The sequence below is a fragment of the Streptosporangium roseum DSM 43021 genome, assembly GCF_000024865.1.
Lineage (GTDB): Bacteria > Actinomycetota > Actinomycetes > Streptosporangiales > Streptosporangiaceae > Streptosporangium > Streptosporangium roseum.
The window spans coordinates 4,965,008-4,992,002 of sequence record NC_013595.1; the positions used below are offsets into that span (position 1 = coordinate 4,965,008).

26 protein-coding genes are annotated in these 26,995 nt (G+C 71.0%); 13 read left to right on the forward strand and 13 right to left on the reverse strand.

The features are described 5' to 3' along the window. Nucleotides 1–36 precede the first annotated feature (36 nt). The 5 genes from SROS_RS21600 (at nt 37) to SROS_RS21620 (ending at nt 4,371) form a co-directional block, all read left to right on the forward strand. Nucleotides 37–522 carry an RNA polymerase sigma factor gene (locus SROS_RS21600; RefSeq protein ID WP_012891063.1) on the forward strand — a complete coding sequence of 162 codons (486 nt, stop codon included), beginning with the start codon at nt 37–39 and terminating at the stop codon, nt 520–522. Continuing rightward, on the forward strand, nt 519–1,145 hold the full coding sequence (locus tag SROS_RS21605; RefSeq protein ID WP_012891064.1) for a methylated-DNA--[protein]-cysteine S-methyltransferase: 627 nt from the start codon (nt 519–521) through the stop codon (nt 1,143–1,145). The genes SROS_RS21600 and SROS_RS21605 overlap by 4 nt, the downstream gene beginning before the upstream one ends. Nucleotides 1,146–2,378: 1,233 nt before the next feature. Further along, complete coding sequence (locus SROS_RS21610) at nt 2,379–2,930, forward strand: hypothetical protein (RefSeq protein ID WP_043652552.1); 552 nt, start codon at nt 2,379–2,381, stop codon at nt 2,928–2,930. 90 nt (nt 2,931–3,020) lie between these two features. After that, entirely contained in the window at nt 3,021–3,248 is a 228-nt protein-coding gene (locus SROS_RS21615; RefSeq protein ID WP_012891066.1) for a hypothetical protein, read from the forward strand. Between the two features lie 103 nt (nt 3,249–3,351). Then, on the forward strand, nt 3,352–4,371 hold the full coding sequence (locus SROS_RS21620) for a tyrosine-type recombinase/integrase (protein ID WP_012891067.1): 1,020 nt from the start codon (nt 3,352–3,354) through the stop codon (nt 4,369–4,371). A 15-nt stretch (nt 4,372–4,386) separates the two neighbouring features. On the opposite strand, the gene SROS_RS21625 is transcribed toward SROS_RS21620, so the two are convergent. The 4 genes from SROS_RS21625 to SROS_RS21640 all read right to left on the reverse strand — a co-directional run bounded on the left by SROS_RS21625 (nt 4,387) and on the right by SROS_RS21640 (nt 6,616). Then, the gene (locus tag SROS_RS21625; protein WP_012891068.1) at nt 4,387–4,788 is read right to left on the reverse strand and encodes an SRPBCC family protein; all 402 of its coding nucleotides are present in this window, start codon (nt 4,786–4,788) and stop codon (nt 4,387–4,389) included. A 79-nt stretch (nt 4,789–4,867) separates the two neighbouring features. Further along, nucleotides 4,868–5,140, reverse strand: coding sequence for a hypothetical protein (locus tag SROS_RS21630; RefSeq protein ID WP_012891069.1), 273 nt, complete (start codon nt 5,138–5,140; stop codon nt 4,868–4,870). A gap of 136 nt (nt 5,141–5,276) precedes the next feature. Further along, on the reverse strand, nt 5,277–5,594 hold the full coding sequence (locus tag SROS_RS21635) for a DUF952 domain-containing protein (RefSeq protein WP_043652558.1): 318 nt from the start codon (nt 5,592–5,594) through the stop codon (nt 5,277–5,279). After that, a complete protein-coding gene (locus SROS_RS21640) occupies nt 5,591–6,616 on the reverse strand; it encodes an aminotransferase class V-fold PLP-dependent enzyme (protein ID WP_012891070.1) in 1,026 nt (341 codons plus the stop codon). Before SROS_RS21640 ends, SROS_RS21635 begins: the two co-directional genes overlap by 4 nt. A 176-nt stretch (nt 6,617–6,792) precedes the next feature. Between SROS_RS21640 and SROS_RS21645 the strand changes: the two genes are divergently transcribed. Beyond that, entirely contained in the window at nt 6,793–9,129 is a 2,337-nt protein-coding gene (locus SROS_RS21645; protein ID WP_043656302.1) for a M28 family peptidase, read from the forward strand. 56 nt (nt 9,130–9,185) lie between these two features. Here SROS_RS21645 and SROS_RS21650 read toward each other — a convergent pair whose 3' ends face one another. Further along, entirely contained in the window at nt 9,186–9,746 is a 561-nt protein-coding gene (locus SROS_RS21650) for a GNAT family N-acetyltransferase (protein ID WP_012891072.1), read from the reverse strand. A gap of 144 nt (nt 9,747–9,890) precedes the next feature. Between SROS_RS21650 and SROS_RS49735 the strand changes: the two genes are divergently transcribed. Together SROS_RS49735 and SROS_RS21655 are read left to right on the forward strand one after the other, a co-directional pair. Next, nucleotides 9,891–10,115 (forward strand): hypothetical protein, encoded by a 225-nt coding sequence (locus tag SROS_RS49735; protein ID WP_148269152.1) that lies wholly within the window; start codon nt 9,891–9,893, stop codon nt 10,113–10,115. Between the two features lie 4 nt (nt 10,116–10,119). After that, a complete protein-coding gene (locus SROS_RS21655) occupies nt 10,120–10,533 on the forward strand; it encodes a MarR family winged helix-turn-helix transcriptional regulator (RefSeq protein ID WP_012891073.1) in 414 nt (137 codons plus the stop codon). Between the two features lie 17 nt (nt 10,534–10,550). On the opposite strand, the gene SROS_RS21660 is transcribed toward SROS_RS21655, so the two are convergent. Next, nucleotides 10,551–13,799, reverse strand: a complete 3,249-nt coding sequence (locus tag SROS_RS21660) for an AfsR/SARP family transcriptional regulator (protein ID WP_012891074.1) — start codon at nt 13,797–13,799, stop codon at nt 10,551–10,553. A 332-nt stretch (nt 13,800–14,131) separates the two neighbouring features. Here SROS_RS21660 and SROS_RS21665 point away from each other — a divergent pair, with 332 nt between their 5' ends. The 3 genes from SROS_RS21665 (at nt 14,132) to SROS_RS52250 (ending at nt 16,318) form a co-directional block, all read left to right on the forward strand. Continuing rightward, nucleotides 14,132–15,787 (forward strand): FAD-dependent oxidoreductase, encoded by a 1,656-nt coding sequence (locus SROS_RS21665; protein ID WP_218919894.1) that lies wholly within the window; start codon nt 14,132–14,134, stop codon nt 15,785–15,787. A 94-nt stretch (nt 15,788–15,881) separates the two neighbouring features. Then, a complete protein-coding gene (locus tag SROS_RS52245; RefSeq protein WP_218919895.1) occupies nt 15,882–16,133 on the forward strand; it encodes an SGNH/GDSL hydrolase family protein in 252 nt (83 codons plus the stop codon). 17 nt (nt 16,134–16,150) lie between these two features. Beyond that, complete coding sequence (locus tag SROS_RS52250; protein WP_218919896.1) at nt 16,151–16,318, forward strand: SGNH/GDSL hydrolase family protein; 168 nt, start codon at nt 16,151–16,153, stop codon at nt 16,316–16,318. On the opposite strand, the gene SROS_RS21675 is transcribed toward SROS_RS52250, so the two are convergent. From SROS_RS21675 to SROS_RS21690, 4 genes are read right to left on the reverse strand one after another with little or no spacing between them, the layout of a single operon-like run. Further along, nucleotides 16,276–16,512 (reverse strand): hypothetical protein, encoded by a 237-nt coding sequence (locus SROS_RS21675; protein WP_012891076.1) that lies wholly within the window; start codon nt 16,510–16,512, stop codon nt 16,276–16,278. The genes SROS_RS52250 and SROS_RS21675 overlap by 43 nt on opposite strands. A gap of 19 nt (nt 16,513–16,531) precedes the next feature. Then, nucleotides 16,532–17,191 carry a response regulator gene (locus SROS_RS21680; RefSeq protein ID WP_012891077.1) on the reverse strand — a complete coding sequence of 220 codons (660 nt, stop codon included), beginning with the start codon at nt 17,189–17,191 and terminating at the stop codon, nt 16,532–16,534. Further along, nucleotides 17,188–18,342: a histidine kinase gene (locus tag SROS_RS21685; protein WP_012891078.1), complete on the reverse strand. Its 1,155-nt coding sequence runs from the start codon at nt 18,340–18,342 to the stop codon at nt 17,188–17,190. Before SROS_RS21685 ends, SROS_RS21680 begins: the two co-directional genes overlap by 4 nt. Then, nucleotides 18,339–19,160, reverse strand: a complete 822-nt coding sequence (locus SROS_RS21690) for a CPBP family intramembrane glutamic endopeptidase (RefSeq protein ID WP_012891079.1) — start codon at nt 19,158–19,160, stop codon at nt 18,339–18,341. The genes SROS_RS21685 and SROS_RS21690 overlap by 4 nt, the downstream gene beginning before the upstream one ends. 235 nt (nt 19,161–19,395) lie before the next feature. On the opposite strand from SROS_RS21690, the gene SROS_RS21695 reads away from it, so the two are divergent. Continuing rightward, nucleotides 19,396–19,809: a MarR family winged helix-turn-helix transcriptional regulator gene (locus SROS_RS21695; protein ID WP_012891080.1), complete on the forward strand. Its 414-nt coding sequence runs from the start codon at nt 19,396–19,398 to the stop codon at nt 19,807–19,809. A gap of 91 nt (nt 19,810–19,900) precedes the next feature. Here the strand turns inward: SROS_RS21695 and SROS_RS21700 are convergent, their stop codons facing one another. Both SROS_RS21700 and SROS_RS21705 read right to left on the reverse strand, forming a co-directional pair. After that, nucleotides 19,901–20,983: a lipocalin family protein gene (locus tag SROS_RS21700; RefSeq protein WP_012891081.1), complete on the reverse strand. Its 1,083-nt coding sequence runs from the start codon at nt 20,981–20,983 to the stop codon at nt 19,901–19,903. A gap of 376 nt (nt 20,984–21,359) precedes the next feature. After that, a complete protein-coding gene (locus tag SROS_RS21705) occupies nt 21,360–21,986 on the reverse strand; it encodes a TetR/AcrR family transcriptional regulator (protein ID WP_012891082.1) in 627 nt (208 codons plus the stop codon). Between the two features lie 204 nt (nt 21,987–22,190). On the opposite strand from SROS_RS21705, the gene SROS_RS21710 reads away from it, so the two are divergent. Further along, a complete protein-coding gene (locus tag SROS_RS21710; RefSeq protein ID WP_012891083.1) occupies nt 22,191–23,324 on the forward strand; it encodes an FAD-dependent oxidoreductase in 1,134 nt (377 codons plus the stop codon). Nucleotides 23,325–23,601: 277 nt separating this feature from the next. Here the strand turns inward: SROS_RS21710 and SROS_RS21715 are convergent, their stop codons facing one another. Next, nucleotides 23,602–26,967, reverse strand: a complete 3,366-nt coding sequence (locus SROS_RS21715) for an OmpL47-type beta-barrel domain-containing protein (RefSeq protein WP_012891084.1) — start codon at nt 26,965–26,967, stop codon at nt 23,602–23,604. Nucleotides 26,968–26,995 lie beyond the last annotated feature (28 nt).

The window sequence follows — 26,995 nt, forward strand, 5'->3', positions numbered from 1 at the left end:
ACCTCACATCCGACCCGCCGGCAACGTTTACCCGATGTGAGACAGCATCCCTTCGAAAAGATCGTGGCTGAGCACGGGCCGACGGTGCTGCGCGTGTGCCGCGCCGTCCTCGGCCCCACCGCCGCCGCCGAAGACGCCTGGTCGGAGACGTTCCTTTCCGCGATGCAGGCATACCCGGCCCTGCGAGCACACAGCAACATCGAAGCGTGGCTGGTCACCATCGCCCACAGAAAAGCCATCGACCAGCTACGGGCCGAGACCCGGCGGGCGATCCCCACCGACAACCTGCCGGAGAAACCAGCCAAGGACGGCGTACCCGGCGACGAGGAGTCACAGCTGTGGAACGCACTGCACGCACTGCCTCTCAAGCAACGCCAGACCATCGCCTACCACTACCTGGCCGGCCTGCCCTACGCCGAAGTCGCCCAGGTCCTGGGCGGCAGCCCCCAGGCCGCCAGAAGAGCCGCCGCCGACGGCATCGCCACCCTGCGCAAGACCTACCCCGAAGGAGAGGACCGATGACGACCACACCTCCGAACCCGGTCGACGGCGGTGAACTGCTCGGCCGGCTGCCCGAGGCCGACCAGGCGACCCAGGCCCGCCTGCACGCCCGCCTGGCCGCGGCCGCCGAACGCGCCGGGATCCTCGACGTCGCCTACCGCACCCTCGACACCCCCGTCGGACCGCTGCTGCTGGCCGCCACCGCGCACGGCCTGGTACGCGTGGCCTACGCCGGAGAGGACCACGACAAGGTCCTGGACCGGCTCGCCGAGACCGTCAGCTCCCGCCTGCTACGCGCCCCGGCCCGCCTGGACGACGCCGCCCGCCAGTTGGAGGAGTACTTCACCGGCCGCCGCAGCCTGTTCGACCTGCCCCTGGACCTGCGCCTGGCCCACGGCTTCCGCCGCGAGGTCCTGTCACACCTGCGCGACATCGGCTACGGCACCACCGCCAGCTACGCCGCCGTCGCCGCCGCCGCGGGCAGCCCCCGAGCGGTACGCGCCGTCGGCACCGCCTGCGCCACCAACCCGCTGCCGGTCATCGTCCCCTGCCACCGCGTCATCCGCAGCGACGGCACCCTCGGCCACTACGTCGGAGGCGCCGAGGCCAAAAAGCTCCTGCTGACGCTGGAGGCCGCCCCGTGAAAAGCCCGCCGGGCGGGGGAGGGGCACCCGCGCCCCGCCCGGACGGCCGGGGGCCCTGGGCGGTAGAGCACCCCGGCGGCGGATGGCCGGAGTGCTGCCTGCCGGGTGACGCTCTCGCCGGGCTTCAGACGGCCGGTGGTCACTCCGCCGTCTGCCTTTTCGGCTGATCCTGCCGTCGAGGCGGTGCGGGCGCCCGCGTCCGGTGAGATGTCGAAGACCTGGTCCGGGGGGCGTGTCGACCTGCGTGACGTTCTCGAAGCGCAGTGTGCGCGAAGCTTGGGGGGTGGCATGTCGGTGGAGTGCTCGGGTGGTCTCAGGCGGTGTGGTCCGGGCATCGCGATGGTAATTCTTATACCAAACAGAATTCACCTTCTGTCTGGTTAAGGATTTCATTGTCCCGATAGGGGGGTGGGGGTCGGGTTGGGGCGGGTTTTCCCGTCTCGGCGCGTGGGCTCCCGTAGTCGCCGTCGGCCGCCTGCCGTCCGGACGGCCCGGAGCCGGCGCGGAGCCGGAGCGCCGGGACGGCAGGCGGCGCGAGTGTCGGTGAATCCGGCGGCCGATGGCCGTCCGGGCGGCCAATGATCTTACTTTGGGCCTTTTGGGCGTTTTTGAGGAAGATCCATTTCCTGGCGGCCCGCCGTGGCCCGCCGTGGCCCGCTGCGGCCCGGTGTCGCCGTGTGCCGCCTCACGTCGGCGCCGACGGGCGCGGGGCCGGGCGCGGGTCGCCGGATCGGTGATGCCCGGGCCGTGGTGCGCGCGGCGGGCTCCGGTCCGGACCGCTGTTTTTGATGCATAATTTTACTTATGCATCACTTGTGATCCTCCCCTTCTGTGGTGAGAACTCCAGCCTGCTCGCGGCTCGCGGCCCCGTCTCCGTCTCCGGGCGCCGGGTGCCGTGTCCGTGAGGGTTCCAGGGTTCCGGTGCCGTTGCGCTGTGCGGCGCGGGGTCGGGTCGGGCGTGGCGGCGGTCTGCGGCTGACGGCCCGCGGCCGGTGAGGTGTTGGTCACCCTCCGTGGAGGGTCGTGCCGGTACGGCGGGCCGCTCCCCCGGCGGGGCGCTTTGGGGAACCTGGCGGTGCAGCGGGGACGGGCCGGAGGCGGTGGTGGTTATAGTTGCCTGTGATCAAGGTGTCGGCCCCTTCCCGGTAGAGCGGGGTCCGGTCCGTTCGCGCGGGGAGGCTGAGATTGGCCGGCCACAGCAGAGGGCGCCCCGGCTGGCTGCATGTGGGTCCTTTGGAGGAGCGGCTGACGCGGGGCTGGGATCCGGGTGTCTTTCCCGATGCCGGTCTGCTGCTGGGGGTCATGACGCTCGCGGCGGTGCCGCGCGGGCTCGCCGTACGGTTGGCTGCTCACCTGACCGGTGGTATTTATCTGGGCCCCGGAGCTGTGCCGGATCTGAGTGGTTTTGAGTCTCTCAGGGATGTGCGGCTGCCGGTGCAGGACGGGGGGTGGGACCGTAGTCCGGGGGTGTACGACCCGGTGGCCCGGCGGATCGGCGTGGGGACCGTCCCCTCCCCCAGCGTGAGTGTCTGCGGTCATGAGCTGGGTCATGCCTGTGACCACATGGACGGGTTTCCTTCGCGGGCGGAGTTTTGGGGGCGGCTTCACGGGGGGTGTGCGGATCATCTGGCGTCGCCCTATCGGGAGGATGCCGGGGAGTTGTTCGCCGAGTGTTTCGCCTCTGTGCTGACCAGGCGTGTCACCCGTCTGATCCGCCTGCTGGGTGATGAGGGGCGGGCCGAGGAGGTCTACCACTGGCTGTCTGGCCGTTACGGGATCGGTTGAGCGGGTGGCCGGTGGAGGTGTCATGGTTGGCGGGGCGGTCGCGGGGTTATGCTGGCGGCGGGTGGGCGGTGTCGGCGGAGAGGGGTTGCGTTGAACGTGATCATGCTGCCGGGTGGTGTGCTCCGCGTGCCGTGGGCCGTGACGCTGCCTGATGGTACGAAGGTGGACGGGACCCGTGATGTGCGGCCGGGTGAGTGTGATTATGAGCAGTGGCTGCCGTTCGCGCGGGGTGAGGATGACCTGTGGCGGCTGGAGGCTGTGGAGGCGGCGCGGGATGCGGAGATTTTGAGCCGGTGGCGGGCCCGTAAGAGTGCCTGACCTGCCGGGTGGTGTGTCCCCCGTTGTTGGGTGCCTGTGATGCATAATGCTGATTTGTGCATGATGTGATCTTGCTGTTCCGGGGTGCGGTGGGAGGGCCGTCGTGAGCGGCGGTGATCGGCCGGTGCCGGTGGGTCTGTCTGAGGTGGTCGCGGAGTTCCTGTCTGCCTTGCGGACCAAGAAGCTCTCTTCGCACACCGTTGCCGGTTACAGGCGTGATCTGGAGTTGGTGGCGGGGCTGGCCGCGGCTGCGGCCGGGGTGGGGGTGGCGGATCTGGAGGTCCGGTCGCTGAGTGGCCGGCTGGTCCGTACGGCGTTCGCGGAGTTCTCCGGGCCTCGTTCGCCGGCCAGTGTCAACCGGGCCTGGAGTGCCTGGAATCAGTTCTTGTCCTTCTGTGTGGCCGAGGGGTTGCTGGAGGGCAATCCGATGGCGGCGGTGCCCCGGCCCAAGCAGCCGGCCAAGGCTCCCAAGCCTCTTTTGGGTGATGGGAGTGCTTCGGCGACGTTGCTGGAGCGTATCGCCGCGGGGGCGCGCAGGGCCCGTGATCCGTGGGTGGAGCGTGATCTGGTGGTTTTGGCGCTGGCGCTGGTGACCGGGATGCGTTCGGCGGAGTTGCTGGGTCTGACGTTGGGGTCGATCGGTGGTTCGCCTGGTGATCGGCGTATCCAGGTGGTGGGTAAGGGGGGCAGGAGCCGCTCGCTTCCGATCGAGGCTCCGGTGGAGCGTCTTGTGGAGCGTTATCTGCACAGCCGTATGGTCCGTTTCGGGTTGAGCGCGCTCCCCCGTTCGGCGGCGTTGCTGGTCGACACCGGTAATGAGCCGTTGCGGCGGGGTGGTCTGCAGTATCTGGTCCGGCAGTGTTATCGCCATGCCGGTGTGCATGATCGGGTGCAGAGGGGCACGCTGGTGCATGCGTTGCGTCATGAGTTCGCGACGCGGCTGGCCGAGCGGGGGGCTTCGGCGCATGAGTTGATGGAGTTGCTGGGGCACTCCTCCATCGTCACGGGGCAGGCTTACATCGCTTCGACCGCTCGTGAGGTGCGCCGGGCCGCGCAGGGTAATCCCGCCTATGGCGTGCTGGAGCGGTTGGGGCCGGAGGGGGGCGGGGGTGCGGCGGGTTGAGGGGGGCCGGTGGGGTCAGGTGGTGCGTAGCCGTACCTGGTCGGCCAGGCGTCGCAGGCTTTCGTCGAGGGTGCGGTCGATGTCGTCGTCGGCGGGGGCGTGGTCGTCGTCGAAGAAGGACAGGTGGATGGTGACCTCGCTGGTTCCGTCGCCGCTGTCGGCCACCTGGAGCCAGCCCGCGTAGCGGCCGTTGTCGCGGGTTCCCCATTCGATGCGCAGCCGTTCGGGGTCGGTCTGCAGGCGTGCGTGGGCGTCCTGGCCGGTGCTGTCTTCGTGGACGGTGACGTCGGGCAGGATCTCGGCCCGTACGTGCAGGTCCTGGGGTAGCCAGTGGTCGAGTCCGTCGAGGTCGCCGGCTTGGTCGAAGACGGTCTGCGGGGGTGCGGGCATGGTGCGGGAACGTTCGTGTTCGCTCATGGGGTGATCACTCCTCGCTGTGGTGGCGTTGGGTGATCCCCTACCCCTGTGGGGGGTGGTCCATCCGTGGAGGTGCAGGTCAGGTGGGTGGGGTGGTGGGGCGGACTTTTCTGACGAAGCGTGCGGCGGCTCGGTGGCTCATTCCGGTCTCGCCGCGTACGAGGAAGACGGCTTGGTCGAATTGGTCGGAGGCTTTGAGCTGGAGGATCTGTTCGATGAGTTCGGGGCCGATGCCGCCGCCGACGAGGGCGTTGCGGGGGCGTTGTGCCACCCGTACGGCGAGCACGATGAGGCCGATGATCACTATGGCGATGACTGCCGTCAGGAGGAGGGTGACGATCAGGTTCGGCATGGGGTGAGCGTACCCCTGCGGGGGTGTGGTGGGGAGGCGTTGGGGTGGTTGTCGTCCGGGGGGTGGGCGGGGTTGGGTGGTCCGGTCTGCCGGGGGTCTGGGCGTGATCTGCCTGCCGGGGTCGGTTCGGGGGTGTTCAGCTGGGGGGGAAGGCGGTGGCGGAGAGGACGGCGCGCAGTGGGAGTGGCTGGTAGATGTGGGGGAAGGTTTCGGTGGAGTCGGGGGGGATCTCCATGCGGACATCCAGGCCGGCCGGGTCGATGGTCAGCAGTATCAGGGGTTGGCCGATGTCGTGGTAGAAGCGCTGGACGACGCCTTCCAGTTGGGTGTGGTCGGTGCAGGCGTGGATGAAGCCCTCTTGTTCGAGGGTGCGGCCGAGGGTGGAGATGCGGTACTCCCCCGCCGGTTGGGCGGCTTCCCAGTCGGCGGCCAGGGCCAGGTGCAGGATGGTCATCGGGTCAGGGCCTCCACGGCGCGGTCGACGTCGTCGACGGTGGTGTACAGGTGGAAGGAGGCGCGGATCTTTCCCGCGCGTACGGCGGTGCGGATTCCGGCGGCTTCGAGGCGTCGGCGGGCGTCAGGTGCTTCGACGGTGACGATCGCGCTGCCGGTGGGGGGCTGGTCCAGGGCGGTGAGGAAGCGGGCGGCCAGTGCGGTGTTGTGGGCGTGGACGGTGGTCACGCCGATGCGGTTGAGCAGGTCGATGGAGCCTGCGGCGCCGATCTGGCTGAACCAGGCCGGTGACAGGTCGAAGGCGCGGGCTCCTTCGGCCAGGCGCAGGGGTGGTCCGTAGAAGGAGCCGCCGGGGTCCGCGCCGGCGTACCAGTTGGCGGCGATGGGGCGCATGTGCCGGCGGGCTCGGGCTGACAGGTAGCCGTAGGTGGCGCCGCGGGGGGCCATGAGCCATTTGTAGGCGGCGCAGACGAGTATGTCGAAGTGGGCGGCTTGCACGGGCAGCCAGCCGCAGGCTTGGGTGGCGTCGGCCACGACGAGGGTGTCGTGGTCGCGGGCGGCGGTGAGGATGTCCTGGAGGGGGGCTTGGCGGCCGTCGGCCGACTGCACCAGGCTGAAGGCGACGACGCGGGTGCGGGAGTCGATGGCTTCGGCGAGGTGGTCCAGGGGGGCGGTGTGCAGGTCGGCCGAGGCTGCCCAGGGGAACAGGTTGGAGGTGAACTCTTCGGTGGCGGCCACGACGCGTGCGCCGGGTGGCAGGCAGGCCGCGAGGGGGGAGAGCATCTGGGAGACGGTGGCGCCGACGGCGACGTCGGTGGCGGCGACGCCGGTGAGGGTGGCGAAGGCGGTGCGGGCGCGGTCGGTGGCGGTGTCCCAGGGTTTCCAGTCGGTGCGGCCTGTGCGCCAGTCGGTCAGGACGCGTTGCAGGTCCTCGAAGGCGGGGCGTGGGGGCAGGCCGTAGCTGGCGGTGTTGAGCCAGCCGGGGTGGGGGTCCCACAGTGCTTGCGCCTGGGCGAGATCCATGGCTGTACTTTACGGCTCGGTTGTGGGGTTCTCGTGCCTGTTTTGGGTGTTCGGGCTCCCCCGGTGTGGGCTCCGGTATGAGGTGCGTGGCCGTTTACGGGTGCGGAAAACCGCAGGTATATGCGGATATGGGCCTCATTCCGTCGGCTGGGCGGTCAGACGTACCGTTCCTGACCATGATCGGAAAGATGTTCGACGTCCCGAGACGGCTGCCGGCCGGCATGGCGGCCCTGCTCGCGCTGGCCGTGGTGATCGTGTTCTCGGCCATGACGGGCAGCACGATGCAGCCCCTGCCGGCCTCGGCGCCAGGCGGGGAGTTCAGCGCCGGGCGAGCCCTGGTGCATCTGAAGGAGTTCGCCGCCGAGCCGCGTCCCGTCGGCAGCCGCGCGAGCCACCGGGCCAGGGACTACCTGGCCGGGCAGCTACGCGCCGCAGGTCTTCAGGTCGAGATCCAGCGGTCCGTCGGGGCTCGATCGGCGGCGGGGCTGGCGACCTTCGGCCAGGTCGACAACATCGTGGGCCGGCTGCCCGGAACCGATCCGACCGGCACGGTGCTCATCGCCGCCCACTACGACTCGGCGGCCATGGGGCCGGGCGCCTCCGACGACGGTGCGGCGGTGGCCGCGATGATCGAGACGATCCGGGCGTTGCGCGCGGGCGCCGGCCTGCGCAACGACATCGTGCTCCTGATGTCGGACGGTGAGGAGGACGGCGTGCTCGGTGCCGAGGCCTTCGTCCGGCAACACCCTTTGGGCCGCAAGGGCGGCGTGCTGCTGAACTGGGAGGCTCGCGGGGTGAGCGGTCCCTCGTTGATGTTCGAGACCTCCAGGAACAACGCCCGGCTGGTCGAGACGTTCGTCAACGCCGTCCCCGCTCCGCGTGGTGACTCCTCCATGGTGGAGCTGTATCGGCTGCTGCCGAACAACACCGACTTCACCCCGCTGACCAAGGCCGGATTCACCGGTATGAACTTCGCCTACATCGAGCGCTCCTCGCTCTACCACACCGCCGGCGACTCCATCGCCAACCTCAATCACGGCAGCCTGCAGCATCATGGTACGAACATGCTGGCGCTGGCCCGTTCCCTCGGCGATGCCGACCTGCAGACGCTGTCCTCCGAGCATGACGTCACCTATTTCCGCGCCCTGGGCGGCATGATCACGTATTCGGGTCTGTTCGTCTGGCCGCTGGCCGGGCTGGCGGTCCTTGCCGTGGCCGGGCTGGCGCTGCTGGCCCGTGTCAGGCGGCTGCTCAGCCTTCCCCGGCTGTTGTGGGCGGTGGTTTCGGCCGTCGTGCCGCTGGTCGTCTCGGTTGTCCTGGCGCAGGGGTTGTGGGAGCTGCTGGTGGCCTGGCGGCCCGCCTACGACCTCATGGGCGGGCTTGTGCACAGTCCGCTGCCGTTCCAGGCGGCCATCGCGGTGCTGTCCGCGCTGGCGGTGCTCGGCTGGTATCTGACGCTGCGCCGCAGGCTCGGGCCGGCGGCGCTGTCGGTGGGGGCGCTGGCCTGGCTGGCCGGGCTGGGCGTCCTGTGTGCCCGGGTCGCTCCGGGGGCGTCGTTCCTGTTCGCCTTGCCGGCTCTGCTGTGCGCGCTCGGCTGGCTGGCCGCCGTCTTGCTGCCCGTGCTCGCCTGGGTACGGCTGGCCGTGGCGATGCTGGGTCCGGTCATGGCGGCTACGCTGCTGCCCTCCCTGGCCGGGAACGTCTTCGACGGGATGGGGCTGGCGCTCGGCGGGGTCGGTGCGCTGGTGCTGGCGCTGTTCGGGCTGTCGGTGCTGCCGATCGTGGAGGTGTTCCTGCCCGAGGCGGGTGTCGCGCCCAGCCGGGCGGCCGTCCGTGCCGTGCCCCTGGCGGCCGTCGTCCTGTCGGCAGGGCTGGTGGGTGCGGGGCTGTGGGTGGACACCTTCGACGCCGGCCGGCCGCAGCGCACCCACCTGGCCTACGTCATGAACGCCGACACCCGCACCGCCCACTGGGTCAGTGCTGATGCCGATCCTGCGCGGTGGACCAGGCGCTACGTCTCCGGCCACGACGCGGCGGCGCTTCCCGAGGGGTACGCGCGGGGCACGTTGCGGACCGGTCCCGCACCGGTGATCGCGGCCGGTGGTCCGCGGGTCGCCGTACTGGCCCACACCGGGGACACCCTCGAGCTGCACGTGACCGCGGGGAAGGGGGCGCGTTCGGTGATGCTGCGCCTGGACCGGCCGGTCACCCAGGTCACCGCGGCCGCCGGCCGGTTCGGCTCGGTGAGCGTCCCCGTCACCGGTACGCGAGTCGGCACCTGGCCCGCCGAGATCCGCTTCCGTGGCATTCCTTCCCGGGGGGTCCGCCTCACCGTGCGCATGCCGGAGGCGGAGCGGGTCCGCCTAACCGCCATCGGCGAGACCGACGGGCTGTCGGCGGTGCCGGGCTTCGTCCCCAGGCCTTCCGGCCTGGTCGCCGCCACCAGGGAGGACGGCGACCTCATCGCGGTCACACGTGGTTACACCCTGACAGGCGGCTCCCCCGCCCCGTGATGCTCGCCGTCTGATCGCGGCGGGGGTGCCTGATGCCTGTCGCCCGGGGCGGAAGGTCAGCGGCGGGCGCGCCACTCCCGCTGCAGGATCGCGTAGACCAGCTCGTCGGTCCATTCGCCCTTGACCATCTCGTTCTCCACCAGATGGGCTTCGCGGCGCATCCCCACCCGTTCCAGCAGGCGGGCCGAGGCGGTGTTGCGGCCGTCCAGGCGGCCGGTGATCCGGTGCAGGTCCAGGCCGTCGAAGCCCAGCGCCAGCAGGGCCTGGGCCACCTCGGTGGCATAGCCCTTGCCGTGGTGGTCGGGGTGGAAGACGTAGCCGATCTCCCCGCTGCGGTGCAGGCTGCTGTGCCAGAACAGCAGCCCGTCGCCGATCAGCTCGCCGGTGGCGGCCAGCTCCACCGCCAGGGTGAGTGCCTGGCCCTCCTCCAGCAGCGCCGATTGGGTGATCTTGGTGGTCAGTGCCTCCCTGACCGCTTCCAGGTCGCGGGGCTCCCAGTACAGGTAGCGGGTGACTTCGGGGAGCGAGTGGATGGCGTGCAGTCCGTTGAGGTCGCCGGGGGTGAAGGGGCGCAGGATCAGCCGGTCGGTGCGGATCGGGTAGGAAGGCTTCAGCATCGGGTCAGGTTAGGTGAGCCCGCGGGCGGCGGGCCACGTATTTTGCGGCGCCCCGGCCCCGCTTGCCCGCTCCCCCGGAACACATCAACATCGCCCGGGCCTCCCCCGCCACCCGGCACCTTCTCGACGGAGGAAGACCCGACGATGTCTGATCTGACCGGTCAGTTCCTCGATCTGCCCGCCGGCCGTACCCACTGCCGACTCGACGGGCCGGCCGACGCGCCCGTCGTCGTCTTCGTGCCCGGCGCCACCCTGTCGACGGCAGGGGCCGGCGGGCGGCGCGCCGGTGCTGGAGCAGGGGGAGCCATTCGCCTCCGCCCGGTCAGCTCCGGCATGGTTGGCATTGCCAACCATGCCGGACTAGCATGACGGCATGACCTCCGCCGACGATGTCGTGGACGCCCTCGTCCGGACCACCTTCGAGGTGGCAGGCGTGCTGACCCGCATCGGCGGCGAGCACGACCTGTCGCTCACCCAGCTGCGGGTGCTCGGCATCCTCCGCGACCGCCGCGCCCGCGTTACCGAACTGGCCGCCTACCTTGGCCTGGACAAGTCCACGATGTCCGGCCTCATCGACCGCGCTCAGCGCCGGGGGCTGCTGACGCGCGGCAAGAACCCCGACGACGGCCGGGTCGTCGATGTGTACATGACCCCAGCCGGGCTCGAACTGGCCAAGCGAGTGGAGGACGAAGTCCGACGCGCCCTGGCGCCCATGACCGGCCGTCCGGACCCGGAACAGCTCGATCAGCTCGTCAAGCTGCTCGAACTCGTCTCGACCCGCCCGTAGCGAACACACCGCAGAGATCACCAGGGATCCGGGTGAGCCGTCCTGAGTTCCCGGTGTAGCCGGGCCGGGTCGACTTCGGTCACGGCCGTCTTCCCGTCCAGCTTCCACCCCTTCCCGTACGCCGCGGCGAAGGCTTCCTCGCCCAGCGCGGCCCGCCCTCGGCGGGTGAGCTCGCGGACCTGCCGATGGGTGTGGTCGTGAGCGCCGCGCAGCCGGGAGGCGGCGCCGAGCAGGACGGCCGAGTCCTGATGCCGTCCGTGTGCCTCGGCGAGTGCGGCGGCGTTCACCGCCACCAGCGACAGGATCGGCAGGTCCCGGGTCTCCAGCGCCGCCGCGTACGCCTTCTCCAGCGCCTTCTGCGCGCCGGCCAGGTCACCGGTCTCCAGGCAGAGCGAGGCCCGTACGCCGCCGACCAGCGTCCGCGCGTGGCCACCGGGGAAGGTGGTGTCGCCGCGCAGGCCCCGTTCGGCGTCGTCGAGCAGTTCCCGCGCCCGGTCCAGGTCGCCCAGCCGCACCCGGAAGACGGCCTCCCACGCGTCGACCAGGGCCGGCATCCCCGGCGAGTTCGCGCGCAGCGCCCGCTCCCGGGCCGGGCCGATGACCGCGATCGCCAGGTCGGTGTCGCCGCGCCGCAGGTGCAGGTCGATCCAGCGCACGTCCATGAACACCTCGTCGCCGAGGTTGAGCGAGCCGAACTCGCCGGCCAGCGACCGGGCCTGGCGCAGGTCGGCCAGCGCGCGGTCGAGGTCGTCGTCGTACTGCCGTAGCTGGGTGCGCATCGGCAGCACGGTGGCCTGGCCCCAGCGGTCGCCGGCCTGCCGGAAGCAGGCCAGGGCCGCCTCCACGTCGGGACGCGTCCTGTCGAGCTCGCCCGCGTTCTCGGCGAACTGGGCCCGGAACATGCGGGCCAGCCCGGACAACCAGACGTCGTCGCCGTCGGCCAGGCGCTCGATGATCGCGAACGCGGCCTCCTCCTCCTGCAGGAACGCGAGCGTGAGCGCGGTGAGCGCGCCGTACGGACCCGGCAGCTGCGGGTAGGTGAGCAGCCGGTCGGCCGGCTCGCGTATCCGTGCCTGGTCGTCCGCGGTCTCCTCGGCGGACCTCCCCGGCCAGGTGCCGACCCGGTCGATCAAGGAGATCACCTGAGCGCAGTCGCGCTCGGGTGTCGGCTCGCCGCCGGGCACCGCCAGTGCCTCGCCCAGCCAGTAGGCCGCGTCGGGGTGCCGGCCGAACATGTGCCAGTACCAGGTCAGGTTCAGGGCGAGAGCGACCGCGCCGGAGGCGTCGCCGGTGTCGCACCGTCTGCGCAGGGCGGCCAGCGCGTTGTCGTATTCGGCGCCGATGACTCGCATGGCCGTCAGCTGGCCGGGCCCGCGCAGTTGCGGGTCGTAGCGGGCCGTCAGCTCGGCGAAGTGGTCGGCGGCCAGGTCGCGGACGGTGGCGAGGTCGCCCGTCGCGGCCAGGCGGTCGGTGCCGTACTCGCGCAGCGTCTCCAGCATGCGGTAGCGGCCCGGGTCGGGCGCGAGCTGCAGCAGCGATCGGTCGACCAGGCCGGCGAGCAGCTCGGGGATCTCGGCGGCCGGTACGGCGGTGCCGGCGCAGAGCGCGGTGGCCGAGGCCGGCGTGACGCCGCCGGGCAGGATCGAGACGCGTTCGGCGACCGTACGCTCGTGCTCGCTCAGCAGTTGCCAGCTCCAGGCGATGACCGCGCGCAGCGTGCGGTGCCGGGGCAGCGCGGTGCGGTTGCCGGTGGTCAGCAGCCGGAACCGGTCCGACAGCCCGTCGGCCAGCTCGGGCAGCGACAGCGTCCGCAGCCGGGCCGCGGCCAGCTCCAGCGCCAGCGGCAGCCCGTCCAGGCCGCGGACCACCCGCAGGACCTCGGGCAGCGTCGTCTCCTCCACCTCGAAGCCGGGGCGTACGGCTGCGGCCCGCTCGGTGAACAGGCGTACCGACGCCGCCCGCCGGGCCTGTTCGACGCCGTCGTCCGGTCCGGGCAGCGCGAGCGGGCCGAGCGGCACCAGTGCCTCGCCGTCGACCGCGAGGGGCTCGCGGCTGGTGGCGAGCACGCGCAGCCCGCAGCAGCGGGACAGCAGTGCCGCGACCAGGTGGGCCACGGCGTCGATCAGGTGCTCGCAGTTGTCGATCAGCAGCAGGCTCTCCCGGCCGCCGAGCTGGTCGGCGAGCACGTCCAGTTCGTCGCCCTCGATGCGCACCCGGGCCTCGAACATCGCGCCGCCGCGCAGCCCGATCCCGGCGAGCACGGCCGCGCCGACCTTGGCCGGTTCGATGACCGAGGCGAGGTCGATCATCCAGGCGCCGTCGCGGTACTCGTGGCGGTGGCGGCGGGCGGCCTCGACGGCGAGGCGCGTCTTGCCGGCGCCGCCGGGACCGAGCACGGTGACCAGGCGTCCGGTGGTGAGCAGCGTGTCGATCCGGGCCAGATCGTCGTCGCGCCCGATGAAGCTGGTCAGCGGTGCGGGCAGGTTATTCGGCCTGGTCTGGGCGGCGTCGGCGGCCGGGGCGGGCCGTTCGGCGCGCAGCAGGCGCACGTGGCGCTCGCGCAGGGCGGAGCCCGGGTCGGTGCCGAGGACGTCGGCCAGGGTTTCGCGGACCCGCTCGTACAGGGCCAGGGCCTCGGCCTGGCGTCCCTGGGCGGTGAGCGCGTCCATGAGCAGCGCGGCGGCGCGCTCGTGGACGGGGTGCTCGGCGAGCAGGGCGCTCAGGCGGGCGGCGGCCGCGTCGGCACGGCCCAGGGTCAGCTCGGCGGCGGCGAGGTCGGTGACGGCCTCGAGCGAGGCGTGGGCCAGCCGGGTCGCGGCGGCGGGCGCTACCGCGGCGATGACCGTGGGCTCGGTGCCGGGACGGTCGCCCCACAGTGCCACGGCCTCGCCGAGCACGACCGCCGCGGCATTCGGGTCGCCGGCGCGCAGCCGGTCACGGCCGGCGGCGGCGAGCCGCTCGAACCGCAGTGCGTCCACGTCGGCGGCGTCCACCTCCAGCCGGTAGCCGCCCGCGACCTGCGCGATGTCGCCGGCCGGGCCGAGGGTCCGGCGCAGCCGCGAGACGAGGGCCTGCAGGGCGTGGGCGGGGCCGGTCGGCGGGTCCTCGGCCCAGATCGCGTCGACCAGGACGCCCTGCTCGACGGCGCGCCCGCCGGCGAGCGCCAGCCGTACGACCAGACCCTGCAACCGCGCACCCCGGACGGGCAGGGCGGCGTCACCACGGGAGGCCTGAAAGGTGCCGAGCAGCGTGACGCGAAGCCGCATATCCCCGTCCACCTCCCGATCTTCGCGCACGCACCCTCGAGTCCCCAAATCACGGCAGGGCTCCGGCCTTCCCTTTGCTCACGGGCGCTACCGCCCCTCCCCCTCACGCCGCCGGTGAAGCGTGCCGGGTGCTCGAACGCGGCGCTGAGGCGTCGCGGGACGGGAGTGTCGGTGCCGTGTGTGCCCCGTGTGAGGGGCCCGCGTCAGTCTTTGCGTGCCTCAGAGAACACGACGGCGAGGAAACATCATGAGTGATCTCGCGGTGCGCGCGCAGGGCTTTCGACAGCGACGAGCGCCACCCCGCCACCGCGAAAGCGGTCGGTGGTGGGTCGTTGCTCGCGCTCGCGCCGGGCAAGGGGATCACGGCTCACCGCGAGAGCGGCGCCACCCTCCAAACATACGCGGCGCTCTCCAAACCGCAGGACTGGTTCGCCGCCATCGACTTCATGGACGGATGGGCTTCAAGAAGGGGATCTTTCGTGCATGACGTAGTGATCGTGGGCGCAGGCCCGGTCGGTCTGTTCCTTGCCTGCGAGCTTGGCCTCGCGGGCTGCTCTGTCCTGGTGCTTGAGCGGGAGCCGGAGCCCGGCTCCCCGTGGAAGGCGGACCCGCTCGGGATGCGGGGCCTGTCCGCCGCGTCGGTCGAGGCGTTCTACCGCCGCGGGATGCTCCAGCCGCTGCTGAAGGCGTCGGGCGTCAACGACTATCCCGGCGCGGACGAGCCGGCGCCCCCTCGTGGCGTGGGCCACTTCGCCGGCATGATGCTCGATCCGGCCAAGGTCGACGTCACGGCCCTGCCCTTCCGGCTCCCCGGCCCGGCGACGGAGGGCGTGATGACACACCTCGAAGCGGTGGAGAGCGTGCTGTCCGAGCGGGCATCCATGCTCGGCGTGGAGGTCAGGCGCGGCGTCACGGTCTCAGCGATCGCGCAGGACGATCAGATCGTGGTCGCGCATGCCGGCGAGCACGAGTACCCGGCGCGCTGGGTCGTCGGCTGCGATGGCGGGCGCAGCGCGGTGCGCGGGCTCGCGGGCTTCGACTTCGTCGGCACCGAGCCGCAGTTCACCGGCTATGTCGTGCTCGCCACCATCGCCGACCCCGCCAAGTTGCGCCCTGGGTTCAATCTGACGCCGACGGGCATGTACCTCCGGACGCCCGCGAAAGGGTACCTCGGCATGCTGGAGTTCGACGGCGGCGCTTTCGATCGCTCGCAGCGGCCGACTCGCGAACATCTCCAGGCGGTTCTGCGCCGTGTATCCGGCACCGGCGTGACGCTGAGCGAGGTCCATCTCGCTTCGAGCTTCACCGATCGGGCGATGCAGACGACGACCTACAGGCGGGGGCGCGTCCTGCTCGCGGGCGACGCCGCTCACATCCACTCTCGCCTCGGAGCGCAGGGACTCAACCTCGGCATCGGCGACGCCATGAACCTGGGATGGAAGCTCGCGGCGACCGTGCGCGGGTACGCGCCGGACGGGCTTCTCGACACCTACACCCGCGAGCAGCATCCGATCGGCGCGTGGGTGCTCGACTGGACGCGCGCCCAGGCGGCGGCCATGAAGCCGGATCCGCATGCCCAGGCGGTCCAAGGAGTGATCCGCGACCTGATCGGGACCCACGACGGAACGACCTACGTGTTCGAGAAGGTATCGGGATCGTCGGTCCGCCATGACCTTGGCGGCGAGCAGCCGCTGGTCGGCCGTAACGCCCCGGACCTCCGTCTCGAGGACGGCACTCGCCTCGGCGACCTGATGCGGGACGGACGAGGCGTCGCGCTCGATTTCAGCACCGACCGGTGCCTCCGCGGTTCGGCGATGGGCTGGGAGGGCCGGATGCGGTATGCGGCCGGGGCGGCGAGAAACGACCTCGGGCTGGGTGCCGTGCTTGTCCGACCTGACGGCATAGTCGCCTGGGCAGGTGATCGCGCCCCTGATCGTGAAGCGTTCGAGCGGGCCGCCGGCCATTGGTTCGGTAGTCCGGCGATCTGAAGCAGCCGCCCGGTCCCTTGTCGCTGCCGTGGGCGTCGACACCAGGTGACCGATGTGAACTTTTCCTTTCCTCAACCGAGTCACAGGAGCGCACATGACGATCACCCTCCGAGCGGGAAGCACCGTGATGTTCACCGGCGATTCGATCACCGACTGCCGGCGGTTGGAGAGCGAACAGGGGCTCGGGTTCGGCTACCCGCTGCATGTCGCGGGCGAGTGGGGCTTCCGGCACCCGGACCGGCCTGTGACCTGGCTGAACACCGGGATCGCGGGCGACGCGGCCTTGTCGAGGTCGGCGACGTGCACGTCGGCGAAGAGGTCCGGAAGGAGTGGCGGGCCGACCTGAACCCGAAGATCCAGGTCGTGCGCGAACTCGCTCGCAAGTACGGCGCGCACCTGCTCGCGGCCGACGGCATGTTCACCGAGCTCGCCGCGGCGACCGGGCCGGAGTACTGGGCTGCGGACGGCGTGCACCCGACGCCGGCCGCTCACGCCGCACTCGCGGCGGCCTGGCTGCGCCTGGTCGCGTGACCGTGCCTGGCGATCGCCCGCGACACCGGCCGGCGGGAGAGCGGACCGCCGTGGGGCTGTTCCTGGTTGACGCGCTGCCGGAATTCGGTGTCGCCGACGGTGGCGCGCTGACGGTCGAACAGGACCTCGGGCAGTTCCTGACGTCTGCGGCGTTCCCCGTCGAGGTTTCCGGGCGCGGAAGAAGTGGTGATCATCCGTGCCGGGCGGTGTGTCTCAGGTCACCAGGCCCCTGCGGTAGGCGTAGACCACCGCCTGCACGCGGTCACGCAGGTCGAGCTTGGTGAGGATGCGCGACACGTACGTCTTGACGGTCTCCTGGCTGATCACCAGGGTGGCGGCGATCTCGCTGTTGGACAGGCCGTCGGCGATGAGGCGCAGCACCTCCAGCTCGCGCGGGGTCAGCGCGGTCTCGGCCGGTGTGGCCTGGGCGGGGCGGATCCGGGCCGCGTACCTGCCGACGAGCTGCCGCGTCACCTCGGGTGCCAGCAGAGCGGCGCCGGTGGCGACGGTGCGGATGCCGTGCAGGAGCTGCGCCGGTGGGGCGTCCTTGAGCAGGAAGCCGCTCGCCCCCGCGCGCAGCGCCTCGTAGACGTACTCGTCCAGGTTGAACGTCGTCACCACGAGCACTTTGACGGGGTCCGCCACCCCGGCGCCGGCCAGCCGGCGGGTCGCCTCGATGCCGTCGAGCACCGGCATCCGCACGTCCATCACCACGATGTCGGGGTTCAGGCGGCGGGCCAGGTCGACTGCGGTGCGGCCGTCGCCGCACTCGCCCACCACCTCCAGGCCGGGCTGGGCGTCGATGATCGTCGCGAAGCCGGTGCGGATCAGCGCCTGGTCGTCGCAGACCAGGACCCGGACCGGGGCGGTCACGACGGGCGCCCCGCGGGGACGCGGGCCCGTACCACGAAGCCGCCACCCGCCTGCCGGTCCGCGCTGAACTCGCCGCCCAGGGCGTCCACCCGTTCGCGGAGCCCGGCCAGGCCCAGCCCGCTCCCACCGGGAGAGCCGGCCCGGGAGCCGGGGCCGTCGGTGCTCACCGCCACGCTGATCTCCTTCTCGCCGTAGCGCACCCGGACCACGGTGCGGCTGCCGTGGGCGTATTTGAGCGCGTTCGTCAGGGATTCCTGCACGACCCTATAGGTCACGAACTCGGCGCTGCCCGCCGATGCCGCCGGATTGCCCTCCTCGGCGAACTCCACCGGCTGCCCGGCCCGGCGGGTCTGCTCCACGAGCGTGCGGAGCTCGCCGGCGGAGGGCATGCTGGCGTCGGTGTCGTGATCGGCTTTGAGCAGGTCGAGCATGTGCCGCAGGTCGGCGATGGCTCGCCGGCCGGTGTCGGTGACGGCGCTCAGCGTCGCGTCGAGGCGGTCGGGGGCGGCGGTCAGGTAGCGTGCGGCCTCGGCCTGCACGACCATCGCCGTCACGTGGTGCGTCACGACGTCGTGGAGTTCGCGGGCGATGCGGGTGCGTTCGGCGGCGCGGGTGGCCTCGGCGACGTGGCGGCGGCGTTGGGTCTCGGCGGCGCGGGTGGAGCGCAGCCAGGTCCCGATGCCCCACGCGAGGGCCAGGGCCAGGTAGAACACCACGTAACCTTCCACCCTCTCGGTCGCGCCGAGCCGGCCGAGCGCGAGCGCCAGCGGCACGTACGCCGTGGACAGGAGGACCACGGTGACGCGCCGGTGGCGCTCCAGGTGGGCGCCCGCGCTGATGAGCGCGATGGGCATCGCGTTGCTCGCGAACACGTGGTAGGCGCGGAGCTGGTCGAGGACGAAGCCGAGCGACACCAGAGCCAGGCACACGGCCGGCCATCGCCGGCGCACGGCGAGCGGAAGGCACTCCAGGGCGATCACCACGACCGCCAGCGCGTCGAAGGGGCGGGTCGGCAGGTCGCCGACCTGCGTCCCCTTGCCGTGGAGTGCCGGCAGGAGCGATGCGAGGGCCAGCAGCAGCCCGAACGGTAGGTCCCGGGCCACGACGTCGCATCGCCGCCACAGGTCCGTGACCCGCCGTGGATCGATCATCGGGTGAGCGTAGCGGTCGCGCGGCGCCGGAGCGGGACCACGTTGCCGCGCCGGCGGGCCAGCCGCATGAACACGACCGTCAGCAGCAGGCCGAACACCACCGCGTACGGGCTCGCCTCCGGCCCGAACTCGCCGCCCGTGAGCAGGGCCGGGCCCGACGTCACGCCGTGCAGCAGCCCTTGCGTCGCGCCGTTGCCCGAGACCTCGGTGCCGAAGATGCCGGCCGCCGCGAAGTTCCAGCCGAAGTGCACACCGATCGGCACCCACAGGGTGCGGGTGGCGGCGTAGGCGGCGGCGAGCATGCCGCCCGCCTCGATCGCGACGGCGATCGCGCCCCACAGGTCGGCGTGCGGGTTGAACAGGTGCACCAGGCCGAACAGCGTGCCGGTCAGCGCCAGCGCCATCCACGTCCCCGTGCGTTCCTCGACGATCCTGAACAGGATGCCGCGAAACAGCAGCTCCTCCGTCACCGCGGCGGCGGCCATGAAGCCGAGCAGCCCGACCGCGCTCGCCGGCGAGCCTTGGCCGTCGATCCGGTAGCCGCCCATGAGAGCGATGTTCACGATGACGGCCGCGAACAGCGCGACGCCGATCAGCGTCCCTCGTGCGACGGCGCGGGCGGCGCCTTGCGCCGCCACCTCCACCGGTGCGCGGCGCTCGGACCACCGCACCACGCGGGCGTACACGAGTACGGCGAGCACGGCCGTCGCGACGCCGAGGAGCAGGGTGAGGAGCGGGCTCCCCTGCACCGCGCCCACGATCGTGCCGCCGGCGGCGGCGACCACCGCGACGGGCACGAGCTGTTTCAACAACCGCATGACGACTCCCTTGCATGGGGGGACTCCGCGACGGGGCGCCGCCGCTACGCCGAGAAACGCTAGGGATTCGGCGGTCCGGAATCGTCCCCGCACGGTGGACACTCGCGGGTAGCTCGCACGGGGGACAGACGCACAAGGGAAGCCGCCGGGGCGGAAAACGCGGGACGCGCTGAGCGTGCCGGCTTTCTCCAGCCTGGTGGTTTGTAGTACAAAGCATGGTGAATAACGTGGGCACATGACTTCCCACGCCCTCGTGGATGCCCTCGTCCGCAGCACCTTCCAGGTGGTGGGCGTGCTCACCCGCATCGGAGCCGAGCGCGACCTCTCACTCACCCAACTGCGGGTCCTCGGCATCCTCCGCGACCGCCGCCCACGCATGACCGAGCTCGCCGCGTTCATCGGCCTGGACAAATCGACCCTGTCCGGCCTCATCGACCGTGCCGAACGCCGAGGGCTGGTGGCCAGGGGCAAAGACCCCCAGGACCGCCGCGTCGTCGATGTGTTCCTCACCCCCGCCGGCCTGGAGCTGGCGGAGCAGGTGTACGGCGAGGTCCGACGCGCACTGGCGCCTGCGACAAGCCGGCTCGACCCGCAAGAGCGCGACCGGCTCGTCCAGCTGCTGCACGCTGTCCTGCACTCCCCCGACTGAGGCCGTCTTCTCCCAATGGTTCACCCCGGGACCAGTGGTCGATCCCGGGGTGGTGTCGGATTGCGTCAGGCGAGGATGGCTTCGCCGGTAATCAGGAGGTCCACTCGCCGGTCATCTCGACGTAGTTCTCGCCACGGACCTTCTTGCCGTTGTACTTACCGGTGAAAGCCGCTGTGGCCTCCAGGTAGCCGCTCCCGTCGGGAGTCTGGATCTCCTGGTCCGGATTTCCGGTGACCCGCACGTCGAGTTCGGAGTGCAGGGCGGGAATACGGATGCGCCAACGAGTGGGATACCTCTGGCCGGTGGCCGGACTGGTCCACTGCCGGGAGGCGCCCTGCGCGAGCGGCTCGACGTCGACCACGTCGTAGGAGCCGTCCGGGTGCAGGACTGTCGCCCAGCTGTCCTTGGATTCGGCGCCGATCGTGTCCCAGATGGCGACCTTGTCGCCATTGGGCATGCTGAGGTTCATCCACGTCCACCGGGTCAGCGACGTCGGCATCTCACCCCATTGCCTGTCCAGCCAGGAGGTGCCCCTGACCTTGTGCTTCTTGCCGTCGACGACGAGCGTTCCGGACGTCTGCATCTCCGGGAGTGCGAACTCGTAGTTCGGCACGCCGTCGGCCAGGTGGAAAACGCCGGTCGACGCGTAGTTCATGGCGGGGCCGGTGGGGGCCAGCTGGACATCGAGAGATCCCCAAGGCGTCTCGACCTGCACCGACTGGCGGACGGTGTCACCCGTCCAGCTCAGTCCCGGTGCCTTGATGTCGAGCTTGCCCTCGCTCCACCGATAGTCCTCCGGTTTGACCATCGCGTCGTAGTCCTTGTACCACCCGGTGGTCTTGTTGATCACCGAGAATGTCCAGCGGTACGCGGCCTCGGCCCTGCTCGGGAGGATGCGCGTGTGGACCTGAAGGCCGAACTCCTGACCGTTGGCCTTCACCGAGCTGATGAAGTAGATCGAGTCGAACCAGGTCGGCTTGGGCCCGGGCGCGTGCCGTCCCAGATCGGCCGCGGGATCGACCAGGGCCGGGATCCCCGAGGTGGCGGAGCGGGCGGTCGGTGTCGCGGGCGGGGCGGCCGCCTGGGCCGCAGAGCCGGCGAACGTACCGAACGCCAAAACCGCTGCCGCGGTGACCAGTGCTGCCGCTCGGCGCTTGGTCCGGATTGCGGGCATGAGGATTCCTCCTTGCGTCAGGGGGGATGAGACCGTGGCTCACCCAGCGGCGCCGACGGGCAAAGCCGCGGATGATCACGATCACCACGGAGTCGCTCCTGGCCGGGCCGTTGGTTTGTAATGCCAACAACTTCATATTGGTTGGTATTCCAAACAATGTCAAGCGCTCCGAGGGCCACGCGCCCGGCGCGGTGCGGGCGGCTCGCTTCACTCACGCGGTGACCAGGCGGCCGGGAGGGCGATGCCGCAGAGGCCGGCACGGTCAGGGCGTTGGGGTCGTACGGCATGGCCTGTGCAAGAGGATGTCCATGGACAACTACGCCCGTGGCCGTAGCCCTCCTTCCGGCAGGACCCCGTTCCGCGGCAAGGCGCTTGCTCACGCCTTGATCTGGGTGAGCGCGCTCCAGCCGTGTTCCAGGAGGTCGAAGGCCCGGGTGATGGCCTTGCGGGGGTTGTCGTGGGGGTAGGCCGCGCGGGGGGCTTCGAGGGCGAAGTGGGCCAGGGCGGCGCAGACGGGGTCGCCCGCGGCGAGGCCGCTCTCCTCGGCGATGGCCTGAGCGAGTGCGGCGGTGTGGCGCAGCCACATGTTCTGGGCATAGTCGCGCAGCGCGGGAGTGCCGGCCACCAGGTTGGTGAAGGCGGTGAAGCCGGCGTCGCTGCCGGTGTCGGCCAGCCGGGTGGTCAGGGCGTGTTCGCGCAGCGCGGCGGGGATGGACTGGCCCTTGGGCCGCTCCCGGACGGCGGCGAGCAGGCGGGTCTCCTGGTCGGAGTCCTCGTCGAAGACGAGGGCTTCCTTGACCGGGAAGTGCTTGAACAGCGTGGTGGTGGACACGTCGGCGGCGTCCGCGATCTCGCGAATGCCGACCTCGTCGTATCCGCGCTCCAGGAACAGGTGCAGCGCGGCGTCGGCGATGGCCTGGCGGGTGGCGGCCTTCTTGCGCTCGCGGCGCCCCACCGGCGTGGGAGAGGGGCCTGCCGCAGTGTCGGTCGTGGTGCTGGGCATACCGGCACCCTACCTCCCAAGTTGACCGACTTCAAAAGTTGTGTTGTTGCACTTATTGAGTTGGTGTGTTTTTCTGGAGCGGCGGTTCCGAGGCATCGCCCGGCCGCCCTTTCTTCTCGGCGAGGCCCCGCCACCCCCCTGACCCGGGCACCCCTTCAGCACGGCAGTCACGGCACTGCCGCATGGAACGAACGGAGCACCACCATGAACACCACTCCGACACCCCGCATCGCCATCATCGGGGCCGGTCCCGGCGGCCTGATCTGCGCTCGCATCCTCCAGCAGCACGGCATCACCGCCGCCGTCTACGACCGCGACGCCGGCCCCGCCGCCCGCGACCAGGGCGGCACTCTCGACCTGCACGCCGACAACGGCCAGATCGCTCTGCGCGAAGCCGGCCTCCTGGAGGAGTTCTTCCGACTGGCCCGGCCCGAGGGCCAGGAGATGCGCCAGATGGACCCGGCCGGCACGATCCTCTTCCACCACGTCCCCGAGCAGGGCGAGCGGTTCAAACCGGAAATCGACCGCGGCAGGCTGCGCGACCTGCTGCTCGACTCGCTTCAGCCCGGCACCGTGCGCTGGGGCCATGCCCTGCAGACCGTCAGCGGCCCCGCCGAAGGCCCCCGGCAGCTGCACTTCACGGGCGGCACCACCATCGAAGCCGACCTCGTCGTCGGCGCCGACGGCGCCTGGTCCAAGGTCCGCCGCGCCCTCTCCCAGGCCACCCCCCGCTACAGCGGCGTAAGCTTCCTGGAAGCCTGGTTCCACGATGTCGCGACCCGGCACCCCGACATCGCCGAGCTCGTCGGCCAGGGCGGCGCCGCCGCAGCCGACGGCGACCGCGGCCTGTTCGCCCAGCGCAACAGCGGCGACCACATCCGCGTCTACATCATCCAGCGCGTCCCGGCCGACTGGATCACCGCCGGCGGTCTCACCCCCCAGGCCACCGACGGCATCCGCGCCCTCCTCCTGGAGCGCTACCGCGACTGGTCGCCCCGCCTGCGCCGGCTGATCAGCGACAACGACGGCCCCTACGTCGACCGCCCGATCTTCGCCCTGCCCGTCCCGCACGCCTGGGAGCACAACCCCACGGTGACCCTGCTCGGCGACGCCGCCCACCTCATGCCCCCGCTCGGCGTCGGCGTCAACCTCGCCATGCTGGACGCATGCGAACTCGCCCTCGCCATCGCCTGCCACGACACCATCGACGAAGCCATCCACGCCTACGAGGAGACCATGCTTCCCCGCTCCACGGAGATGGCCCAGCTCCTCGACGGCGCCGCCGGCGAGCTGCTGTCCACCGAGCTGCCCGACTTCGCCACCGCCGGCAACCACTGACCGTCCCTCACAGTCAGTCGGATGGCCGGCCCGCTCCACCGCAAGCCCTCCCGGCGAACCGGGCAAGCAGCAAATGAATCACCGCGGCCTTGATCGCGGCCTCGGACGTCGGGGGCAGCCGTTCGTATGCACTGCCCCGTCACGACCGCAGGTCTGTGACCGGTCACGTGGTGGCGCTATAGGCGACGTGACCGGCAGGGCCCGGCACCAGGTGCGATCTGCGCCGGCAGGGGAAGGGCAAGGCGGCCCGGAAGCCCCGGTCCGCCTTGCCGGAAACCTAGGCGGCCTGCCGTACGCTCACCCGGGTGTGGGCCACAGTGGCGTTGCCCGCCCGGTCCACCACCCGGTACGTGATCCTGTAGACCCGGGCCGACCCGCCATCCCGCTCCGCACGCAGCGCGAAGGAGATGTCGGCCGTGCCGTACGAGGCATCGCGGACGTCGTCCTCCGCCCCGGCCGACGAGCTGGTGATCGAGACCAGGGTGACCGTGACGGGACCGGCGTCGGCCGCCTTCAGCGAGATCTCCACCGGCACCAGCCTGTGGTTCGGCGGCCACAACCGGTCGGGGCTGGGGGTGACGGTCAGCGTGGGAGCCGTCGTGTCGATCCTGACGGCGACCGACCGGGACTCCTCGACGTTGCCGGCCCGGTCGACGCTGCGGAAGGTCAGTACGCTCTCCCCCTCACGGTCCACGCGCACGGGACCGGTGTAGGCCCGCCAGGAGCCGTCGCCGAGGTGGTATTCGGTCCGCTCCACGCCGGTGCCCGCGTCGGAGGCGGTCAGTACCACCTGCACGGGCTGGGAGGTCCAGCCTGAGGGCACCCCGGACGCGGTGGTCACCGGCGCCTCGCCGTCGCCCCCGGGAACAGTGTGGATCTTGAATCCGTCGACGATGAAGTAGGAGCCGTCCTTTTTCACTCCCTTGAGCGTGTGCGGCCCCGGTGCCAGGCCGGTCCTGGTGTAGACGACCTTCTGGTACTCGCGGGTCGGGCTGTGGTTGTCGATGGTGGTGTCGAGCTTGCCGTCCAGGTAGAGGTCGACCTTGCCCTCGTCGGAGTTGACCTGGGCGATGTATTCGACGCCGGTGCCGTGGAAGGCCAGTTCGAAGGCGTCCCCGTCGGTCTGGGTGGCGTGCAGGTCGTCGAGGGTGGATCGGGCGCCGCCACGCTGGTCGTTCTTCCAGTCCCAGCCGGTGCCGGTGTAGGTGACGCCGGAGACGTTGTCGATCGTCTCCACGCCGGCGGCCTTGGTCAGGCTCAAGTCCGTCAGCGCCTGGTTGCGCCAGACCTTCAGCGCCGTCGGCCGTCCGGCTGGGGTGCGGTTGTAGACCTTCCAGAAGCTGTTCCGGTCGCTCACCTTGACGTCGGCGATCTCCCTGATGACGTCGCCGGTGCGCAGCCCCTGCCGCCAGGCATGGGAGTCGGCGGGCACGGCGGCGAAGAACAGGCCGTCGTAGTCGGTGAGCCCGACGGAGGACTTCACCTCGTCGCTGTGGATCTCGGTGACCGTCGCGCCCATGAGCGGCTCGGCCAGGTTGCCGATCGTCATGCCGGTGTCCGGCCTGCGCCAGGTGAGCGGCGGCGGCGTGGGCGAGCCCGGCTTGCCGAATCCGGTCATCGCGAAGGGCTTGAAGCCCAGCGCCAGAGCCGGGGAGCCGGCCTTGAGCGAGTAGTCGAGCTTGGCCGGATCGGCGTAGGGGCTCTGCCCCTCGAACAGGGGGTCGCCGACGACCGAGCGGGTGTCGAGGCCGCGGGCGCGCCAGGCGTCGGTGATGTCGGCGACGGGCTTGCCGTTGTCCCAGAAGAGGTTGTCGTCGTAGACGGTCTTGGAGGTGGACGGATCGCTCTGGATGAAGTCGTAGGGGTCGTCGGTGACGAAGATGTTCTTCTCGATGACGTCGCCGTTGTCGGCGTAGGAGACGTGGAAGTGCCCGCCGCCGTTGACGAAGACGTTGCCGCTCACCGTGCGGAAGAAGCCTTCGCGCAGCTTCACCCCACCGTTGAGCAGCAGGTTTCCGGTGACCTCATAGTTGGATGAGCCGTCGTCGAGGTCGACGTCCCAGTGGGAGGAGTGCCAGATCCGGTTGTGCCGGATCTTCGTGGTCTCCATCGCGTCAAGCTTGGCGTAACTCTTCTTCACGGCGTCATCTGCGGTCAGGGGCCAGAAGCGGTCGCGGCCCCAGGAGTTGATCGGCCCGTGGTCGGAGGTCTCCTTGACGCAGTCGAAGATGTCGTTGTCTTCGATGACGTGCCCGCCCCAGGTGCCGTCGTTGATGTCGATGCAGGCGCGCGGCCCGTCGTGCACGGTGTTGCCGGAGACCGTGACCCGGCGGCTCATCGAGATCTGCACGCCGGAGGTCTGCTTTTCGAAGCGCCCGTTGCGGGTCAGGTAGTTGCCGGTGATCGTGATGTCACGCGGGTAGTCCTCGGTCTTCGGGCCCGGCGTGGTGTCGGTGATGGTGCGCTGCATGGCGTCCCAGGTGGAGCGCTCTCGGACGGCGTCGTGGGAGCCGATGACCGCGATGTCGCTCGCCCCGGAGTCGCGGAAGTCGCCGCCGGAGACGACGTTGCCCTCGGCGTATCCGTCCATGAAGACGGCGTTGCCGCCGACCTGGTCGAAGCGGGCGTCACGGACGGTGATCCCTCTGGTGTTCTTGAGGTAGACCGCACCCGCGCGGGCGATGGCCCAGTCACCCAGCTGCAGTTTTTCGTACGGCCGGCTGAACAGCGTCCGGTGCGTCTGGGTGAAGGTGAACCCGGCGAAGGTGAGGTCGTGCACCGGCGAGGCGGGTGAATCGCCCACGATGCGGATGAGCTCCTCCCGCTCGGCCGTCTCGACGCGGACCGCCGCGGGGTCGACGCCGGCGGGAGGCTGGAGGTACAGCCTGCCCGCGGCCTTGTCGTGGAACCACTCCCCCGGCGCGTCCAGCTCCTCCAGGACGTTCTCGACCATGCGCTTGTGCGGGTGCAGCCCGCTGCCCCGGTTGTTGTCGCCCACCCACTGCAGCGTCGGGTCGCCGTTGCCGTCGACACCTGTCACCTTGAAGGAGTTGCCGCCCCATTCGCCCTGGTGCAGCCCGCGTACCAGGGCGGTCGTGGGGTTCTTCCAGCGGGCCACCCGCGACGGGGAGATCGCGTCGGCGGCGTACCCGTTGAGCACCGCGACCTTGGGATCGAAGTTCGGGTACCTGGCCAGGACCTGCCGCTTGCCGTCCAGGAAGAGTTCGTCGAAGTCGAGGTCCTTGCCGATGTCGGCGACCAGGGTGGCGCCCTGGTAGGTGGTCCAGGCGGGGGTGAGCCTGCGCCCGCCGCTGAGCACGACCGGCTCGCCCGCGGCCGCCTCGTAGGTGGCACCGGAGTCGGCGGGGGTGAAGGTGAGGGGCTCGGAGAGGTAGTAGACGCCGCCCCGCACCCGTACCCGCAGCGGGCCGGTCGCGGTGGGCAGGGCCTCGCGTACGGCGCGCTGGGCGCGCGTGATCGTCCTGAACGGTGCGACCTCGGTGCCCGCGGCGTCGTCGTCGCCCTGTGTGGCCACGTGGAAGACGGTGTCGGCCGCCAGGGCCTCGGTGGGGGGGAGGGCGGTCAGCCCGCTCGCGGCGACGCATGCCGCGAGGAGCAGCCGCCAGGGCTTGCCGTGACGCATGGGGGGTCTCCTGTCGTGGATCACCCTC

Coding starts and splice junctions, on each gene's coding strand:
- SROS_RS21605 (WP_012891064.1), top strand. CDS start 519: ATGACGACCACACCTCCGAACCCGGTCGACGGCGGTGAACTGCTCGGC.
- SROS_RS21625 (WP_012891068.1), bottom strand. CDS start 4,788: ATGAGCGAACACGAACGTTCCCGCACCATGCCCGCACCCCCGCAGACC.
- SROS_RS21630 (WP_012891069.1), bottom strand. CDS start 5,140: ATGCCGAACCTGATCGTCACCCTCCTCCTGACGGCAGTCATCGCCATA.
- SROS_RS21635 (WP_043652558.1), bottom strand. CDS start 5,594: ATGACCATCCTGCACCTGGCCCTGGCCGCCGACTGGGAAGCCGCCCAA.
- SROS_RS21640 (WP_012891070.1), bottom strand. CDS start 6,616: ATGGATCTCGCCCAGGCGCAAGCACTGTGGGACCCCCACCCCGGCTGG.
- SROS_RS21645 (WP_043656302.1), top strand. CDS start 6,793: ATGATCGGAAAGATGTTCGACGTCCCGAGACGGCTGCCGGCCGGCATG.
- SROS_RS21650 (WP_012891072.1), bottom strand. CDS start 9,746: ATGCTGAAGCCTTCCTACCCGATCCGCACCGACCGGCTGATCCTGCGC.
- SROS_RS49735 (WP_148269152.1), top strand. CDS start 9,891: ATGTCTGATCTGACCGGTCAGTTCCTCGATCTGCCCGCCGGCCGTACC.
- SROS_RS21655 (WP_012891073.1), top strand. CDS start 10,120: ATGACCTCCGCCGACGATGTCGTGGACGCCCTCGTCCGGACCACCTTC.
- SROS_RS21660 (WP_012891074.1), bottom strand. CDS start 13,799: ATGCGGCTTCGCGTCACGCTGCTCGGCACCTTTCAGGCCTCCCGTGGT.
- SROS_RS52245 (WP_218919895.1), top strand. CDS start 15,882: ATGACGATCACCCTCCGAGCGGGAAGCACCGTGATGTTCACCGGCGAT.
- SROS_RS21675 (WP_012891076.1), bottom strand. CDS start 16,512: ATGATCACCACTTCTTCCGCGCCCGGAAACCTCGACGGGGAACGCCGC.
- SROS_RS21685 (WP_012891078.1), bottom strand. CDS start 18,342: ATGATCGATCCACGGCGGGTCACGGACCTGTGGCGGCGATGCGACGTC.
- SROS_RS21690 (WP_012891079.1), bottom strand. CDS start 19,160: ATGCGGTTGTTGAAACAGCTCGTGCCCGTCGCGGTGGTCGCCGCCGCC.
- SROS_RS21695 (WP_012891080.1), top strand. CDS start 19,396: ATGACTTCCCACGCCCTCGTGGATGCCCTCGTCCGCAGCACCTTCCAG.
- SROS_RS21700 (WP_012891081.1), bottom strand. CDS start 20,983: ATGCCCGCAATCCGGACCAAGCGCCGAGCGGCAGCACTGGTCACCGCG.
- SROS_RS21705 (WP_012891082.1), bottom strand. CDS start 21,986: ATGCCCAGCACCACGACCGACACTGCGGCAGGCCCCTCTCCCACGCCG.
- SROS_RS21710 (WP_012891083.1), top strand. CDS start 22,191: ATGAACACCACTCCGACACCCCGCATCGCCATCATCGGGGCCGGTCCC.
- SROS_RS21715 (WP_012891084.1), bottom strand. CDS start 26,967: ATGCGTCACGGCAAGCCCTGGCGGCTGCTCCTCGCGGCATGCGTCGCC.